15 protein-coding genes are annotated in these 15,968 nt (G+C 73.4%); 3 read left to right on the top strand and 12 right to left on the bottom strand.

Annotation, left to right across the window (positions count from 1 at the left end; translation table 11 throughout):
- Positions 1–30: 30 nt before the first annotated feature.
- The 8 genes from hpnH to JAP66_RS15030 all read right to left on the bottom strand — a co-directional run bounded on the left by hpnH (position 31) and on the right by JAP66_RS15030 (position 9,874).
- The gene (gene hpnH, locus JAP66_RS14995) at positions 31–1,041 is read right to left on the bottom strand and encodes an adenosyl-hopene transferase HpnH (RefSeq protein WP_199432326.1); all 1,011 of its coding nucleotides are present in this window, start codon (positions 1,039–1,041) and stop codon (positions 31–33) included.
- Complete coding sequence (locus JAP66_RS15000; RefSeq protein ID WP_199432327.1) at positions 1,038–2,570, bottom strand: 4-hydroxy-3-methylbut-2-enyl diphosphate reductase; 1,533 nt, start codon at positions 2,568–2,570, stop codon at positions 1,038–1,040. Before JAP66_RS15000 ends, hpnH begins: the two co-directional genes overlap by 4 nt.
- Positions 2,567–4,483: a squalene--hopene cyclase gene (shc, locus tag JAP66_RS15005; protein ID WP_199432328.1), complete on the bottom strand. Its 1,917-nt coding sequence runs from the start codon at positions 4,481–4,483 to the stop codon at positions 2,567–2,569. The genes JAP66_RS15000 and shc overlap by 4 nt, the downstream gene beginning before the upstream one ends.
- Positions 4,480–5,487: a polyprenyl synthetase family protein gene (locus tag JAP66_RS15010; RefSeq protein ID WP_199432329.1), complete on the bottom strand. Its 1,008-nt coding sequence runs from the start codon at positions 5,485–5,487 to the stop codon at positions 4,480–4,482. Before JAP66_RS15010 ends, shc begins: the two co-directional genes overlap by 4 nt.
- A complete protein-coding gene (gene hpnE / locus JAP66_RS15015; protein WP_199432330.1) occupies positions 5,484–6,815 on the bottom strand; it encodes a hydroxysqualene dehydroxylase HpnE in 1,332 nt (443 codons plus the stop codon). Before hpnE ends, JAP66_RS15010 begins: the two co-directional genes overlap by 4 nt.
- The gene (gene hpnD / locus JAP66_RS15020; protein WP_199432331.1) at positions 6,812–7,696 is read right to left on the bottom strand and encodes a presqualene diphosphate synthase HpnD; all 885 of its coding nucleotides are present in this window, start codon (positions 7,694–7,696) and stop codon (positions 6,812–6,814) included. The genes hpnE and hpnD overlap by 4 nt, the downstream gene beginning before the upstream one ends.
- Complete coding sequence (gene hpnC, locus JAP66_RS15025; protein ID WP_199432332.1) at positions 7,693–8,595, bottom strand: squalene synthase HpnC; 903 nt, start codon at positions 8,593–8,595, stop codon at positions 7,693–7,695. Before hpnC ends, hpnD begins: the two co-directional genes overlap by 4 nt.
- A 556-nt stretch (positions 8,596–9,151) precedes the next feature.
- Positions 9,152–9,874 carry an AMIN-like domain-containing (lipo)protein gene (locus JAP66_RS15030; RefSeq protein WP_199432333.1) on the bottom strand — a complete coding sequence of 241 codons (723 nt, stop codon included), beginning with the start codon at positions 9,872–9,874 and terminating at the stop codon, positions 9,152–9,154.
- 313 nt (positions 9,875–10,187) lie between these two features.
- On the opposite strand from JAP66_RS15030, the gene JAP66_RS15035 reads away from it, so the two are divergent.
- On the top strand, positions 10,188–10,457 hold the full coding sequence (locus tag JAP66_RS15035) for a WhiB family transcriptional regulator (RefSeq protein ID WP_199432334.1): 270 nt from the start codon (positions 10,188–10,190) through the stop codon (positions 10,455–10,457).
- A 63-nt stretch (positions 10,458–10,520) separates the two neighbouring features.
- Here JAP66_RS15035 and JAP66_RS15040 read toward each other — a convergent pair whose 3' ends face one another.
- The 3 genes from JAP66_RS15040 to JAP66_RS15050 all read right to left on the bottom strand — a co-directional run bounded on the left by JAP66_RS15040 (position 10,521) and on the right by JAP66_RS15050 (position 13,219).
- The gene (locus tag JAP66_RS15040; protein ID WP_199432335.1) at positions 10,521–11,036 is read right to left on the bottom strand and encodes a nitroreductase family protein; all 516 of its coding nucleotides are present in this window, start codon (positions 11,034–11,036) and stop codon (positions 10,521–10,523) included.
- Positions 11,037–11,087: 51 nt separating this feature from the next.
- The gene (locus JAP66_RS15045; RefSeq protein WP_199432336.1) at positions 11,088–12,080 is read right to left on the bottom strand and encodes a chitinase; all 993 of its coding nucleotides are present in this window, start codon (positions 12,078–12,080) and stop codon (positions 11,088–11,090) included.
- A gap of 425 nt (positions 12,081–12,505) precedes the next feature.
- A complete protein-coding gene (locus tag JAP66_RS15050; protein WP_199432337.1) occupies positions 12,506–13,219 on the bottom strand; it encodes an ArsR/SmtB family transcription factor in 714 nt (237 codons plus the stop codon).
- Between the two features lie 63 nt (positions 13,220–13,282).
- Between JAP66_RS15050 and JAP66_RS15055 the strand changes: the two genes are divergently transcribed.
- Entirely contained in the window at positions 13,283–14,071 is a 789-nt protein-coding gene (locus tag JAP66_RS15055) for a cytochrome P450 family protein (protein WP_199432338.1), read from the top strand.
- Positions 14,068–14,925 carry an isocitrate lyase/PEP mutase family protein gene (locus JAP66_RS15060; protein WP_199432339.1) on the top strand — a complete coding sequence of 286 codons (858 nt, stop codon included), beginning with the start codon at positions 14,068–14,070 and terminating at the stop codon, positions 14,923–14,925. Before JAP66_RS15055 ends, JAP66_RS15060 begins: the two co-directional genes overlap by 4 nt.
- Here JAP66_RS15060 and JAP66_RS15065 read toward each other — a convergent pair.
- Positions 14,867–15,931 carry an FAD-dependent monooxygenase gene (locus JAP66_RS15065; RefSeq protein WP_199432340.1) on the bottom strand — a complete coding sequence of 355 codons (1,065 nt, stop codon included), beginning with the start codon at positions 15,929–15,931 and terminating at the stop codon, positions 14,867–14,869. The two genes, JAP66_RS15060 and JAP66_RS15065, sit on opposite strands and share 59 nt — an antisense overlap.
- Positions 15,932–15,968 lie beyond the last annotated feature (37 nt).

Raw genomic sequence — 15,968 nt, forward strand, 5'->3', positions numbered from 1 at the left:
CAACACTCATGAGGTGGCCGGCGCGTCCGGTCAGGCTCCGCGCGCGGCCCGGAGCGACTCCTTCAGCGAGCCCATCGTCGCCATCACGGCCGTGGGCTCGTACCCACAGTGGGCCATGCAGTTGGCGCACCGCGGATCGCGACCCCGCCCGTAGGCCTCCCAGTCCGTGGTCTCCACGAGCTCCTGGTAGGTCTCCGCGTAGCCGTCGCTCATCAGGTAGCACGGCTTCTGCCAGCCGAACAGCGAGTACGACGGCACACCCCACGCGGTGCAGCCGAAGTCGGCCTTGCCCTCCAGGAAGTCGAGGAACAGTGGCGAGTGGTTGAGCCGCCACCGCTTGCGGTTGCCGCCGGCGAAGGCCTTGCGGAACAGCTCCCTGGTCTCCTCGACGCCCAGGAAGTGCTCCTGGTCGGGCGCCTTCTCGTAGGCGTACGCCGGCGAGATCATCATCTCGTCGACCTTGAGGTCGTCGTTGAGGTAGTCCAGCACGTCGATCACGCTCTGCGGCGTGTCGGTGCTGAACACGGTCGTGTTGGTGGTGACCCGGTACCCGCGCGCCTTGAGCTCGCGCACGGCCTCGACCACCTCGTCGAACACGCCTTCCTTCTCCACCGAGGCGTCGTGCCGTTCGCGCAGGCCGTCCAGATGAATGGCGAAGGCGAGGTACTTGGACGGCTTGAAGTCGAGCTTCTCCAGCTTGCGGCGCAGCAGCACGGCGTTGGTGCACAGGAAGACGTACTTCTTCCGCGCGACGAGCTCGTTGACCATCGTGTCGATCTCGGGATGCATCAGCGGCTCGCCACCGGCGATCGACACCATCGGTGCGCCGCACTCCTCGATCGCCCCGATCGCCTGCTCGACGGGCATCCGCTGCTTGAGCACGTGTGCGGGGTGCTGGATCTTGCCGCAGCCCGAGCAGCTCAGGTTGCACGCGAACAGCGGTTCCAGCTCCACGATCAGCGGGAACTTGTCGCGCCGCCGCAGCTTCTGGCCCACCAGGTACTTGGCGACCCGCAGGCTCTGGTGCAGTGGCATGTTCACGGAAAACGCACCTCCTTGGGAAGGCTGAAGTTCACGGTCTCGGTGGTGGTGGTGCGCTCCTCCGCGTCCACCGCGCCGAGGCCGGCGAGAACGTCCACGATCTCGTCGACCAGCGCCGTCGGCGCCGAGGCGCCCGCGGACAGCCCGACCGTGCCCGCCCCGGCCAGCCAGTCGGGGTCGATCTCGCCGACGTCGTCCACCAGGTACGCGGCGGCGCCCTCGCGCTGCGCCACCTCCACCAGCCGCCGGGAGTTGGACGAGTTGCCGGACCCCGCCACCAGCACGACGTCCGAGTCGCGCGCGACACCCCGCACGGCCTCCTGCCGGTTGGTGGTGGCGTAGCAGATGTCGTCCGAGCCGGGGCCGCGCAGCGCGGGGAACCGCTCCCGCAACGCCCGCACGACGTCCTCGGCCTCGTCCAGCGCGAGCGTCGTCTGCATCAGGTAGGACACCCGTTCGGGATCCTCGACCTCCAGGCCCTCGACGTCCTCAGGGCGCTCGACGAGCACCGTGCGCTCGGGTGCCTCGCCGAGGGTGCCCTCCACCTCCTCGTGCCCGGCGTGGCCGATGAGGAAGACGGTGTTGCCGTCCCTGGCGAAGCGTTTCGCCTCGCCGTGCACCTTGGACACCAGCGGGCAGGTGGCATCCACGACGTCGAGCTCCCGGTGCTCGGCGGTCTGCCGCACGGCCGGGGCGACCCCGTGTGCGGAGAACACGACGGTCGCGTTCTCCGGCACCTCGTCGAGCTCGTCGACGAAGACGGCCCCGCGCTGTTCGAGCTCGCCGACCACCCGTGAGTTGTGCACGATCTGCTTGCGGACGTACACCGGTGGCTCGTGCCGTTCGAGCAGCCGCTCGACGATCTCCACCGCCCGCTCCACGCCCGCGCAGAACGAACGCGGCCCGGCCAGCAGCACCTTCCGGTCGCCGGTGGCCGCGGCCCAGCGGCGCAGCGCCGGGGCCGCCGCGCGCAGGGACCTCAGCGCCGCCACACCACCGGGCACCGTCGCCGGGTGCAGCAACGGCCGCGCCGGCGTGTCCACGATCGCCCGCAGCACCGCCGTCGGCCGCGACCCGGCAAGGTCGAGCAGCCGGGCCGACTCCATGTCCACCGCGATCGCGCCGTCTGAGGAGAGCCTGGTGCGGTCCTCCCGCCCCACGAGATGGTCGGACTCCAGAACCGGGCCGACGTGGACGGTGAGCCCCGCCTGCCGCAGCGCGGTGGCGAGCAGCGGGGCCGAGCGGCACTTGTGCGTGCCCTGCGGCGAGCGGACCTCGTCGGCGACCACGAGATCACCGGGCCGGGGACCGTCCACCAGCGCGCCGGCGACCCCGGCGATCGCCATCGGCCGCGCGGGCCGGTCCCGGAGCGCGGCCGCCACCCGCTCGGCCCGCCGGGCCTGCGGGGCCGCACGGACGACGTGCCCGCCGGGCAGCCCGCGCCGGACGCTCCGGGCTTCCAGCGCGAGCGGCGCGACCACCACGAGCTCGTCACCGTCCGGTGTTCCGGCTGCCTTTCCCAGCCTCATCGGTCCATCACCTCCAGGAACCGTCCGAGTGCGCTGAGCGGGAAGACGACGCGGTAGAGGTGGTAGTTGATGTAGAAGTCACCCGGAAAGCCGGTGCCGGTGAACTGGGGCTCGTCCCAGCCGCCGTCCTGGCGCTGTGTCCGCACCAGCCAGCCGGCCCCGCGGTGCACCGGTTCGCCCCGCTCCCCCGCCGCCAGCAGGGCGAGCAGTGCCCACGCCGTCTGCGATGCGGTCGAGTCACCCCGGCCGATCCACGCCCGGTCGGCGTAGGAGCGCAGGTCCTCACCCCAGCCGCCGTCGGGATTCTGGTGCCCCACCAGCCAGCCGACCGCGCGGCGTACCGCCGGGTGGGTGGCGGGCAGCCCCGCGGCGATCAGCGCGGGCACCGCCGCGCCGGTGCCGTACACGTGGTTCGCGCCCCAGCGGCCGAACCAGGAACCATCGGCCTCCTGATGGTCCAGCAGCCATCGCACTCCGCGCCGGGTGGGCCGCGCGTCCGCGAGGCCCTCGGCGGCCAGCATCTCCACGATGTGCGCGGTGACGTCGGCCGACGGCGGGTCGATCACCGCACCGAAGTCGCAGAACGGGAGCTTCTCGTTCAGCGTGCTGGTGTTGTCGGCGTCGAACGCACCCCAGCCGCCGTCGCGGGACTGCATGCCGATGAGCCACTCGGTGGCCCGTTCCACGGCACCGCGCACGCGGCCGGGCTCGGGGTGCGCGACACGCCGCAGGCCGAGCACGACCTCGGCGGTGTCGTCGGTGTCCGGGTAGTGGTCGTTGGCGAACTCGAACGCCCATCCCGACGGCCGCAGCCGCGGTCTGCGCACCGACCAGTCGCCGCGCGTGTGGATCTCCTCGCGCAGCATCCAGTCGGTGGCCCGGACCAGCGCCTCGTCATCCGGCGGCGTTCCCGAGTCCAGCAACGCGGTAATGGCGAGCGCGGTGTCCCACACCGGTGACTGGCAGGCCTCCAGCCGCCGCACCCAGCCCTCGTCGGTGCGCTCGCGGATGGTGAAGCCGTCGAGCCCGTCGAGTGCCTTCCGCACCACCGGATGGTCCGTGGCGTAGCCGCGCACGTTCAGCGCGAGAATCGAGTACACCCATGGCGGCTGGATGCCGCCCCACCCGCCGTCGGCCTCCTGCCGGTCGAGGATCCACCGCTCCGCCTTCTCCAGCGCCAGCCCGCGCAGCGGTTTCACCGGCACCTTCTCGAACTTGTGGAGCACACCGTCCAGCCGCTGGAAGGCGCCCGCCCAGCTCAGCCACGACTCGGGTCCGGGCGACGCGGCACCGGTACGCAGGTCCTGCACGGTCACGCCCAGCTCGCGGCGCGGCCGCGCCGAGCCCACCACGGTCAGCGGCACCACGGTCTGGCGGGCCCAGCAGGCCCAGTCGTAGATGTTCAGCGGGAACCAGCCCGGCAGCAGCATCATCTCCGGCGGCAGCACCGGCAGCCGCTCCCACGGCCACTCGCCGAACAGCGCCAGCCAGATCCGGGTGAACACCCGCGTGGCCTCGATGCCGCCGCTGTCCAGAATGTACTCCCTGGCGCGGCGCAGATGTGCGGCGTCGGCCGGATCACCTGCCACGCGCAGTGCCGTGTAGGCCTCGACAGTGGTCGACAGGTCGGGTGGTCCATTGTGGAAGTTTGCCCATGTCCCGTCGTCCCGCTGGCGGGAACGGATCCACCGGCCGGCCGCGGCCTCGATCCGATCGTCGGCGATCCCGAGGAACCGGCGCAGCAACAGGTCCTCGGCATCCATCGTCACGTTCGTCTCGAGCTCGCCCTTCCACCAGCCTTCACCGTGCTGGCGGGAGAGCAGGTACTCGCGGGCGCGCCCGGTGGCCTCGCGGACCCCTGGCACGGGCGGGGGCGCCGCGGTGGCCGCCGGATGCTCGATCAGCCCGCTCATCGGTCCCGCTCCACGACGAACCGGGTGAGCTCGCCCAGCGCCGCGTGGATCTCCGCGGGCGGACGCAACCGGTCGAGACATGCCTGCGCCTCGACGACATAGCGCTGCGCCGCCTCCCGGGTCCAGGCCAGCGCGCCGGAACGCTCGATCAGCTCTGCCATCCTGTGCAGCTCCTCCTCGGTCGGCGGATCGGACTGCCGGTACAGCTGCCGCAGGGCCGCGCCTTCGGCGGTGCCGGAGTCGAGCGCGGCCACGACAGGGACGGATTTCTTGCGCACGCGCAGATCGGCGAGCACGGGTTTGCCGGTGACCTCCGGGCTGCCCCAGATGCCGAGCAGGTCGTCGACGAGCTGGAAGGCCATGCCGAGGTTGCCACCGAAGCCACCGAGCAGGCCGGCCACCTCCGGAGCCGCCCCGCCGAGCAGGCCGCCGATCCGCGCGGCACCGCGCATCAGCGCACCGGTCTTGCCCTCGGCCATCTCCAGGCACTCCCCCAGCGCGACGTCGGTGCGGCGCTCGAAGTCGATGTCCTTGCTCTGCCCGGAGATCAGCTGCTGCACCGACTCGGTGAGGCAGCTCGTCGCCGCGGGAACGGCCGCCCGCTCCAGCACGTCCACCGCGAGTGTCAGCAGCGCGTCTCCGGCGAGGATGGCCGTCGGCGTGCCGAACAGCCGCCACACCGTGGGCCGGTGCCTGCGTTCCACATCGCCGTCCATGACGTCGTCGTGCAGCAACGAGAAGTTGTGCACGAGCTCGACGGCCACGGCGCCGGGCAGCGCCGCCACCGCGTCCGCCCGCACAGCCTGGGCCGCGAGCAGCGCCAGTGCGGGCCGTAGCGCCTTGCCGCCCCCGTCGGTGACGGTCTCGCCGTTCTCGTCGACCCAGCCGAGGTGGTAGCCGACGACGCGCCGCATGGCCGGATCGAGCTCGTCCACCGCCGCGTGCAGGGCGGGCTGGACGAGTGTGCGGGTGGCGGTCACCTCCGCGGGCAGGGTCGCGGTCATGCCACACCCCCTGCCACGTGCCGGGTGACGAGGTCTGCGGCCCGGTGTCCACTTCGCACGGCGCCCTCCATCGTGTCCGGCCAGCCGGTCGCCGTCCAGGCGCCGGCCAGCGCCAGTCCAGGAAGTCCGGTCGCGGACTCCGGCCGGAGCCTGCCCGTGCCGGGGCCCTGCCGGAACGTGGCCCGCCGTTCCCGCGTGACGAAGAACCGCGCCGGGGAGATCCCCGACGCCGCAGGCAGCAGCCGGCCCAGTTCGGCCACGAAGGTCTCCCGCAGCCGCGGGGCGGGCGTGCCCAGCCAGCGCGCCGCGGCCGAGAGCGAGATCGTCAGGTACTGCCCGTGGTCGAGCCCGGCCACCGCGGTGCGGTCGAATATCCACTGCACCGGCGACGACACCGCGGCGGCGAACGGAAGGTCGGTGACCGGCCGGTCGAAGACGACGTGCACGTTGACGATGGGCGCCGCGCCGAGACCGCGCAGCCGCTCGGCGGAGAGCCCGGCCCCCGCAGGGCACAGCGCCGCCGCGGCGTCGGGTGGTGCCGCCACGACGACCCCGTCGGCGCGCAGCCGCTCACCGTCCAGCCGTAGCACGAACCCCTCACCGTCGCGCGCGATCCCGCGCACGGGACTGCGTGTGCGCACCGTGGCGTCCCGCGCGGTCAGGTACTTCTCGGCGGGCCGGGCGTGCAGCTCGTCGAGCGGGACCCTGGGCACGCCGATGTCGGCGGCGTCGGCCTTGTCCAGCAAGGCCGTGCGGAACACCATCGCCGCCAGCGCGAGCGAGGCCTGGCCGGCCTCGCAGTTCAGCGCGGCGACCGCGATCAGGTTCCACAGCGCCGCGAGCGTGGCGTCGTTCTGCCCGTGCCGGGCGAGCCAGTCGCCGAAGCTGCGCTCGTCCAGCCTGGCGTCGGCGGGATCGAGGCGCCGCAGCGCGGTCGCGGCCAGCACCACCCGCATCCGGTCGGTCCGGGACAGCGCGCGGTAGCGAGCGAGCCCGGCGGCCAGGTGCAGCGGGGCAGGGCCACCGGTGCGGGTCAGCTCGGTCAGCGTTCCGTCGGGCGCGATGACCGGTACCCGGAAGCGGTCCTGCAGCTCGATCCCGTCGGCGGCGCCGAGCCGGGCCAGCAGCCCCCGGTACTCGCTGTAGCAGCGCAGCAGCACGTGCTGGCCGTTGTCGACGGCCAGGCCGTCGCGGTCGAAGGAGAACGTGGCCCCGCCCAGCCGCGCACGGGACTCCAGCAGCGTCACCCGGAACCCGCGATCGGCCAGGTCGCAGGCCGCGGTCAGGCCCGCCAGCCCGCCGCCGACGACCACCATCCGCGCGGTCATACCGCGGCCCCCGCGAGCGCGCGGGCGGCGACGACGGCCTTCTCCCAGTCGGGCAGCGAGGTCCGTCCGTACAGCACGCTCCGCGGACGCAGGGCCATCCGCCGCAGCAACCGGTGGTAGATCCCGGCCATCGCGCCGCAGCAGGCGCGGCTCCGCGAGTCGAGCGCGGGCAGCAGGCGCAGCCCGCGCCCGTACCACTCCTCGGCCCGCGCGGCCTGGTACTCCAGCAGCGACAGCAGCCGGTCCTGCTCATCCGCGAGCGCGCCGGATGCGTCCAGCTCCAGCGTGCAGCCGAACCGGCGCAGCTCGTCGGCGGGCAGGTAGATCCGCCCGTCGCGGCGGTCCTCCAGTACGTCGCGCAGGATGTTGGTGAGTTGCAGGGCGGTGCCGAGGTCGTCGGCGAGCCGTTCGTCGCGCGCCGGGTCGCGGCTGCCGAAAACGGCCAGCGAAAGCCGTCCGATCGAGCCCGCCACGCAGCGGCAGTAGTGGTGCAGCTCGTCGAAGGTCTCGTAAGTGGCCCCCAGCACGTCGGCGCGGCAGCCGTCGATCAGCTCGTCGAACGCCGAGAGCGGCAGGCCGAACCGGCGCGCCGCGTCGGCGAGCCCGGCGAGCACCGGATCACCGTCGTGCCGGGCGAGGTCGTGCAACCGCTCCCGGGTGACATCGAGCGCGGCGAGCTTCTCCGCGTGCGGCAGGTCGCCGTCGCCGATGTCGTCGACCCGGCGCGCGAAGGCGTAGACGGCGCTCAGTGCCCTGCGCTTGGCCGGTGGCAGCAACCGGATCCCGTAGGAGAAGTTGCGGGCCTGCTCGCGGGTGATCCGCTCGCACTCGGCATAGGCGGCTTCGATGTTGCGGATGTCGAGGGCGCCGGCCGGGGTCATCGCGCACCGCCGGGCACGAGCAGCGCCGCCAGTTCCGCCGCGGTGCGCGCCCGCGTGGGCCGTGGGGTGGCGGCGAGGACGTCGAAGCCCGCGTCGGCGAGCGCGACGGCCGTCGCCCGCCCGCCTGCGACGTAGCCGGCCACGGCGAGCCGCGCCGCACCCGCCAGCGTGCCGACGAGCGGCGTCCCCGCGTCGAGCAGCGCCACGGCCCGCTGCACCTGGAATCCCAGCAGTGCCCGCAGCGGCCGGCCCGCGCGGACGGCGCGCAGATCGTCCTCGCCGACGCCGAAGCGTTCGAGATCCTCGGCGGGCAGGTAGATCCTGCCGGCCGCGGCGTCCTCGGCGACATCCTGGCAGTGCTCCAGCAGCTGCAGTGCCGTGCACACCCGGTCGGACAGCCGCAGGCGCTCCGGGGTCGCCGCGCCGAAGGCGTGCAGCACGAGGTGACCGACCGGATCGGCCGAAAGAGTGCAGTAGGCGGCGAGGTCGTCGAACGTGCGGTAGCGGTGCACGCGCTGGTCCTGCCGGTTGGCCTCGATCAGCCGCTCGAACGGGCGGCGCGGCAGATCGCATTCCCGGACCGTCACGGCGAGCTCCTGGTAGAGCCGGTCGGCGGGGAACACCCCCGTGTAGATCCGGTCGAGGTCGCGGGCGATGGTGTCGAGCAGCCGGTCCCGGTCGCCGGGTGCCTCGTCGCCCGCGTCGTCCACCAGCCGGGCGAACGAGTACAGCGCCAGCAAGTGCCGCCGGTGCGCCCGCGGCAGCAGGCGCAGCGCCACGGGGAAGTTCTCGCTCCGGGCCTTGGCACGCACCCGCCTCGACGGCGCCCCGGGCCTCGTCCGGCCCGCACCGGTTCCGGACGTGCCGATTCCCTGTGCCGGCTGCTCAGCGGGTGTCAATCACGCCTCCTACCTGGAGCAGGAACACGAGTGGACGGCACCGCCGACCAGCAGACCGGTGCCGCGGGTGCGACCGTCACATCCGCCATTGCCGGCCCTTCTCAGAGACGAAGGGCCGGTGCGCCGCGCGGGCGAACTCCGCCGCGCCGAACCCGGGGCCCGAACGGCCCCGCGTTCTGGCTCCCGCATCCACCGGGAACGATCCTATTTCGTTCGCGTCGACACGCAACCGTTTTGTCCCGATCGGCGTGGTTCGCATGCTGGCTCCCCGGACGACTGCGGAGTGGGTTACCTGCCGGCCGGACGCTAAACATCAAATTCACTCGCGATCCGCACCCGAGTGGTGACCAGCGGCCCAGCAGCGGTTCCCCGGCGGGTGTCACCGTGGGTGCACGGTTTGAACAGCTCGGGGACACGACTGGCCCAGTGAAATGATCAGCGTCACCGTGCAGGACGCCGCCATCGGCCTCGCCCGGTCCTCGGCCGACGGCTCCAACGTCCGCTTTGGAGCGTGCGGCCGCGCCGGGCCGGATCGGTGCCGGACTCGGTGCCGGACTCAGTGGTGGGCGATGTCGACGACGACCTGCCGGACGCCGCGCTGCTCGTCCACGAGCGTGAACGCCCGCATCGGCAGCTTCTCCCGTGCGCCGAGGGCGAAGGTGGTCTGGCCCTCGAAGGAGCCGGCGTAGCGCACCGAGCGCAGCGCGTCCCAGGCCGCCAGGTGGCGCTCGGCGAAGAAGTGCGCCCCGGTCGTGGCGAGCGGCGGCCGCTCACTCTGCCCGCCGGTGCCTTGCGCCGGTGACCGCACGACGGCCTTCAGCGCGGCGCCACCGGCCACCGGCAAGGGCTCGCCCGAGCCCTCGGCGTGCACTCGCGGCACGTACCGCACGTCGAAGCCGGTGCCTGCCCGTCCCCTGATGTCGAAGACCACGCGGTCATAGCACTCGTGCCTGCCTGCCCGGACCTGATAGATCGGCTGGCCGGAGCGTCCCTGCTCGACGTCGGGCCGCAGAGTCCAGTTCTCGGTCACCTCGCAACCGGCCGGGGCCGTACGCCCGTTGTCCGGCGGCGGCGCGGTCTCGGTCTCGGTGCGGGTCTCGGTGCGGGTCTCCGTCGCTGTCTCGGTCTCGGTCGCTGTCTCGGTGGTCGTGGTGGGAGGTGGGGACGCCGTCGTCGTAGTCGGCGAGGCCGGGGTGCTATCTGGTGCGCCCTGGTCGGCGCCGCCACCACACGCCGTCAACGCCAGCACGGCCACCGCCGCGATCGCCGCCGCACGCATCGGGTTCTCCCTTCGAGTCGGCGAGTGCACGTTTTCGCCGGAGTACCCGGTACCCACGCATTCGTCACATATCGGATGCGCCGCCCGGCACCGGTGTTTACCAGGGAGCGGCAGAGGGAAGCCGCGTTGCGGTCGTCGGAATACCCGGTGGTCACGCGGTGTTGTTCAGGTGGTTGTCCCACGTGGGCACGGGCCGCTCCGCCCGCCGATCCCGCGTCCCCACCCCCGATCCCGAGGCAGCGCGAACGCGCTCGCCGATGTCCACGTTGCCGCGCAGGCAACCCGACCGCCATGAGAGGAGGCGGCACCCGAGATGGCGAACACCGACTGGCGGCACAGTGCCGCCTGCCGCGACGAGGATCCGGAGCTGTTCTTTCCGGTGTCCGAGATGGGCCCCGGGGCCCGGCAGACGGCCGAGGCGAAGGCTGTCTGTGCCCGGTGTCCCGTGCGCGCCGAATGCCTGGACTACGCCCTGGACAACGGGCTGGACTCCGGCGTGTTCGGCGGTACCACCGAGCGCGAGCGCAGGGAGATCACCCGCCGCCGCGCCCGCCGGCTGCACGCAGGCGAGCAGGCCGCCTGAACCGGTGGCCTGCTCGCCCCCGGCGGCGCCGCCGGCCGGTGACGTCGTGCACCGGCACCGCGACTACCAGCGGTCCCAGTGCACGACGTCGCCGAAGGGCCTGCGGTCGGGTTCCCGCACGGGCACCAGCGCCCGGTCCCCCGGGTGGCCGAACGCGAGCAGATAGGCGCAGAACCGCTCCTCGGGGAAGCCGAGCAGCTCGCGTGCCAGACTCTGGTCGCTCACGGCGGCGTGAGCGCTGCCGAGACCGAGGTCGGTCGCGGCGAGCAGCATGCTCATCGTCGCCTGGCCGAGGTCGTACTGCACCCAGTTCCGGTGCCGCTCGTCGGCCGGGAGCGGCGCTATCAGCGCGATGGTCGCGGCCGAGTCGGCGACGTGCCCGGCGCCCCGCCAGACCTTCGAAAGCCCGTGCAGCCGCTCCCGCCCGGTGACCACGACGAAGTCCCACGGCTGCCAGTTCCTCGACGACGGTGCCCGGCGGCCCGCTTCCAGGATCCGTTCCAGATCGTCCCGGTCGATCGCTTCCCCGGTGTAGCGGCGGATGTCGCGCCGGGCCCTGATGGCGTCCCACGTCTCCATGACGCGGTGGTACCCACCCGGACCCGCCGCGAAGCATCCCGCGTCGACCGGTCAGGTCAGCGCGTCCAGGTGCGCGCGGACCGGCCGGGAGAACGCGCCACCGCTGTGCGCGTCCCAGTTGACCGACCAGGTCATCACCCCGCTGAGCCCCGGGAACGGCTCGGCCGGCACGTAGGAGCCGCAGCGGCTGCCGGTGGCGAGACAGTCGAGTGCGGCGGTCACCACATCGGGAGCGACATAACCGCTGCCCGCCGCCGACCTGGTCGCGGGCAACCCGAGCGACACCTGCTCCGGCCGCAGCCGCTGCAGCAGGATGCACGCCTGCGCGGTGATGAAGTCGACGCTGCCCTGGTGGACCACCTGTCCGTGGCAGCCGTTCATGCTGCCCGAGTTGTAGTACTGGGTGTGCACGACAGTGATCAGCTCACGCACCTCGTCGATCAGCCGCAGGTACGTCCCGCCCGGCTGGACGTCGAGCGTCTGCGGCGCCATCGTGAGCAGGAAGCCGGCACCCAGCTCCGCGCGGAGCCGCTGGATCGCGTCGGCCATGTTGGCGACGTCGAAGCCGTGCTCCAGATCCACGTCGAGGCCCTGGATGCCGTACTCCCGCGCGATCGCGGTGAAGGAGTCGACGAAGCGGGTGACGTTCGCAGGCCCGCTCAGGTCCACATTGCCGCGTTCGCCGCCGATGGACAGCAGCACCGATACCCCCGCCGCCTTCTTCGCGGCGATGTCGGCCTTGAGCTGCGCGTCGGTGTAACCACCGAGCGCGTCGGACAGGCCGGGGTCGACGCCGAAGGTGACCGCACCCGGGCGGGCCGGATCCGCCTCTGCGAACGCGAGCACGATCACGTCGTAGTCGGCGGAGACATCGGACACCCGCAACGGGGTGGCACCGTTGACGAAGTTCTGCCAGTAGCCGGTCAGCTGCTTGCCCGGCAACGCCACCGGCGCGGCGGTGTCCGCGTTCGCCGGTGCCGACAGGCCGGTGAGCACGAGTGCGGCGGCGAGCGCCGCGGTGAGTATCCGGAAGAGTCGGGACATGCCTCGCTCCAATCGGTTTCCTTGGTGATACCGCAGGCCGGTGTCGCCGGAACGGGGTCAGCGTCGCCCGCACCGATGTCTGTGCGCGGTCCTGAACGTAGGTGAGGCCGTCCTTGGGCCCGCGAGCACTCCGTCGCAAAAGAATCCGTCGCAGAAGACGACGTCCCGGGTGGACGGACGCGGAACCCCTCCGGTGGTCTCGCCCGTGTCGTTGGTGAACACGAACCTGCGGTGAGCGCCACGGTGCCCAGTCCGGTGAGAAACGTTCTGCGGCCGACCATGAGGCGGAACCCTTCGAGCGGCGAAGTGGTCCAAACCAATATGGCGGCACGGCGCGGGTCCGGCAAGGTCCGAAAGTAGCCCTGTCCCGTTTTGTCAGTTCTTGTCGCGCACTGTCACGCCGCGTGTCCGCGGCCGGTGCGCGCTCACCGCGGCGCCAGCGCGGCCGCGTCCACCCCGAGCAGGGCGTGCAGCGCCGCGCCGCCTGCCGGGGTCAGGCGCACGGCGCGGCCACTTCCGACCCGCTTGACCCAGCCATTGTCCAGGAAGTGCCGGCACAGCAGGGCGCCGCCCGCACCGGCCAGGTGCGGCCTGCGCTCCGTCCAGTCGAGGCAGGCGCGCGCCAGCGGACGGCGCCCGCCCCGCGTTTCGCCGGCGCCCACCGTGTCGGCGAGCCATGCGAGCCCGCTGCCGGTGAACGCGAACCCGGTCGCGGCATCGAGGATGCCGTCGCGGATCATCGCGTCGGTGATCGCCACCCCGAGCCGGCCGGCGAGGTGGTCGTAGCAGGTCCGCGCCTGGGCCAGCGCCGCGGCGGCGGTGACCGAGCGCAGCGACCGGGGCCGCTCGCGCCCCGGGCCCGCGTGGGCGAGGAGTCCCTCCAGCAGCTCGGCGACCTCTGCGCCCGCGAGCTCGACGTAGCGATGCCTGCCCTGCCGCCGCTGGACGAGCAGGCCACCGGCGAGCAGCCGGTCGAGGTGCTCGCTGGCCGTGGACGGCGCGACACCGGCGTGCGCCGCGAGTTCTCCCGCCGTCCACGCCCGGCCGTCGAGCAGCGCGACGCAGAACGCGGCACGGGTGCGGTCGGCGAGCAGGGCGGCCAGGCGGGCCAGCTGCGCGCCGGGCTCGGGCGAGGTCATCCCGCCATCCTGCCCGCTTTCGTTTCGGTCCGCACCGAAACGACGGCGCTCTACGCTCCCGGCATGCCGACCTTCTCCCGGCGCGCCGACGTGCACGCCGTGCTCACCGACCCCCGCTTCACGGTTCCGCCCGTACCCGGCGACGCTCCGCCCGGCACGATCGGCTGGCTCCGCGCGAACGTCGCCCGCTTCAGCACCGGCCCCGATCATCGGCGGCGCCGCGCGCTGGCGGTGACGGAGCTGGAGCGGGTGGACGTCGCCGACCTCCGCCACGCGGCGGCCCGGCGGACCGCCGCACTGCCGCACGAACACGTGGAAGCCGTGGCACGCCGAGTTCCGGTGGAGGTGCTGGCCGGGGCGCTCGGCGTGCCCGGCGCCGCCGCGCGGGACGTGGCGACGGTCGCCCGTGCCTACCACCCGCACAGCCCGGCCGGGCCGGAGGCGGACGCGGCGCTGGCCCGCCTCGTCGGGGCCTGCGGCGGCACCGCCGACGAGCTCACGGCCGCCCGCATCGGCCTGCTCGTACAGACCTGGGACGCGACGGCGCGGCTGGTCGCGACCGCAGGCACCGCCGTCAGCGCCGTCAGCACCGCCTCCGGCGTACCGGCCGAGGCGGCGGTCGCGCACGCCCTCGCCGACGACCCGCCCGTCCGCGTCACCCGCAGGCACGCCCGCGACGCGGCTCGCGTGGGCGGGAGCGCCGTGGCCGCGGGATCGGTCGTCGAGCTCGACCTCGCCGACGCGGACCTCGGTTTCGGCGCGGGTGCGCACGAGTGCCCTGGGCAGGCGCACGCCGTCGCCCTCGCCTGCGGTGTCCTCGACCCCCTCGCCATCCGGAAGGACCTGCGATGAGCACTGACCATGCCGCCCGCTTCCACGACCTGCACCACGCTCCGGCGTCCCCGCTGCTGCTGCCCAACGCGTGGGACTTCGCCTCCGCCGCCGCGCTCGCCGGCGCGGGTTTCGCCGCGATCGGCACCACCAGCCTGGGGGTCAACTCGGCGCACGGCCTGCCGGACGCCCGGGGAGCAGGCCGTGCGCCCGCCGTCGCGCTCGCCCGGCTGCTGGTGAAGCTGCCCTGCCCGGTGACCGTCGACATCGAGGCCGGGTTCAGCGACGATCCCGGCGCCGTCGCCGACCTGGCCGCCGAGCTGGCGGGGTTCGGCGTCGCCGGCGTCAACCTGGAGGACGGCCGGGGCGGCGGGGCGCTCGCCGAGCCGGGCACGCAGGCGGCACTGATCCGCGCGGTGAAAGCCCGTGCGCCGCGGCTTTTCGTCAACGCCCGCATCGACACGCACTGGTTGCGCGCGGATCCGCCGCCGACCGCCGTGACCCGCGACCGCGCCGAGCGCTACCTCGCGGCCGGAGCCGACGGGATCTTCGTGCCGGGCCTCTCCGGTGACGGCGACATCGCCACCCTCGCGGCCGCCGTGGCCGCCCCGCTCAACATCCTGTTCGACCCGCGGCGGCACACGTTCGACCGCCTCGCCGCACTCGGGGTCCGGCGGATCAGCACCGGGTCGCTGCTGTTCCGCGGCGCGGTGCACGCCGCGGTCACGCTCGCGCGGGCCGTGCGCGACGGCGATCCCGTCCCGCGTGACCTGCCCACCTACGCCGACCTGCAACGGCTCACCGGGGATGCCGGAGTCAGCCGCGCGGCCCCGCCGCCACCGCCAGCCGCACCGCCGCGTCCCGCAGGCCGGTGAACCGGCGGGCGAACGTCATCCGCCACAGCAGGCGCGAGGCACGGGCCAGCCGCCGGGTGGGCCCGCGCCGCGCGGCGTCGTAGCGCGCCAGCCCTTCGTCCACTGTGGACGACTCGGCGAGCAGCCCGGCCAGTGTCACACCGTCGACGAGCGCCTCGCAGGCTCCTCGACCCAGATTGGGCAGCATCGCGTGCGCGGCGTCGCCGATCAGCGCGACGTTGCCCCGAACGTAGGACGGCAGGGGTCTGCGGAGGTAGCCGAGGTCGTGCCGCAGCAACGCGCGCCCGTCGATCCGGTCGAGCACGCCGCGCACCTCGCCGTGCCAGTGGCCGAACCGACCGCGCAGCAGCGCCACGTCGTCCTCGCCCGCACGCGCGCCGCCGAACGACTCCCGCACGCACGCGTACCAGTTGGTGCGCCCGGACTCCTGCGGCGTGATGCCGAACAACGCGTCCCTTCCCCACGTCTCGGTGACCGTGCCGGTGTCGCCGTCCACCGTGCCGCGCCACGCGGTCACCCCGGCCGGCCACATGTCGTACCCGGCGCCGAACAGGGTGGCGCGGGCCCGGCTGTTTCCACCGTCGGCGGCGACGACCACGTCGTAGCCCTCCAGCGCCCGGATGTCGGAAACGGCGGATCCGAACCGCGGCGGCTCCGGCCCGAGCCGCTCGGCGAGCAGGCCCAGCAGCAGTGGCCGCGAGACCAGGTACAGCGCGTCACCGGTCCGCCGCTGTAGCGCCGCGACGTCGATCGACGCGATCGGCGTCCCGTCCGGCCTGCGGAACGTGCCACCGGTCTGGCCACGTCCCCGGTCGCGCACGGCGGCACCGACGCCGAGTGTGTCGAGCGCGGCGAGGGCACCGGGCCACATGCCCAGCGCGGTACCGGTGGCGGGCAGGCCCGCCGCGCGCTCGAAGATCTCCGCTTCCCAGCCGTGGTCGCGCAGGTGGATCGCCGCGGCGAGGCCACCGATCCCGCCGCCGACGATCGCCGCTTTCCTGGTCATGACCCTACGGTACTATGCTTGTAGTAACCATGCACTA

It is taken from the genome of Qaidamihabitans albus (assembly GCF_016464705.1).
Classification (GTDB): Bacteria; Actinomycetota; Actinomycetes; order Mycobacteriales; family Pseudonocardiaceae; genus Qaidamihabitans; species Qaidamihabitans albus.